Here is a 741-nt window from a genome sequence, read left to right on the forward strand (position 1 = left end):
ATGTTTGCTCCAGCGGTCGGTCCGACTCTTTCTGGGTGGATTATTGAGCATTACACATGGCGCATCATGTTTTACGGACTTGTGCCGATCGGCGCAATTGTTATCATCGTGGCTTTCTTCATCTTTAAGAATCTGGTGGAGCCGCAAAAAATCAAACTCGACACACTTGGAGCGATCCTCTCGATTGTCGGATTCGCATCCTTGTTATACGGAGTCAGTGAAGCGGGTTCTGACGGCTGGACCGACCCGATTGTACTGTCTACAGTTATAATCGGCGTCATTGCAATTGTTGCTTTTGTAATTCAGCAATTGCGCCATGATGATCCGATGCTTGATTTCAGAGTGTTTAAATACGACATTTTCTCACTTTCAAGTGTCATTAATATTATTATTACAGTAGCATTGTACACTGGTATGTTCCTGTTACCGATTTATCTCCAAAATCTGGTCGGCTTTACGGCGCTTCAATCCGGTCTGCTTCTGCTTCCGGGTGCGATTGTCATGCTGATCATGTCACCGATCTCAGGTATTTTGTTTGATAAATTCGGTCCGAGACCGCTTGCAATTATCGGGCTTCTTGTTACAGTGGTGACGACATATCAATACACGCAATTAACGATTGATACACCATATACACACATCATGCTGATCTACTCAATCCGTGCATTCGGTATGTCACTCTTAATGATGCCGGTTATGACAGCGGGTATGAACCAGCTTCCTGCCCGTCTGAACAGCCAC

The 741-nt window shown here is 45.1% G+C and carries 1 protein-coding gene; it reads left to right on the top strand.

Going from position 1 to position 741, the window contains the following annotated elements; all coding sequences use genetic code 11:
* A partial coding sequence (locus MOC09_RS20015; protein WP_268371681.1) for a DHA2 family efflux MFS transporter permease subunit occupies nt 1-741 on the top strand: 741 nt, incomplete at both ends.

Origin of the sequence: Bacillus sp. N12A5 (assembly GCF_026790125.1) — a bacterium.
Taxonomy (GTDB): domain Bacteria; phylum Bacillota; class Bacilli; order Bacillales; family Bacillaceae; genus Bacillus.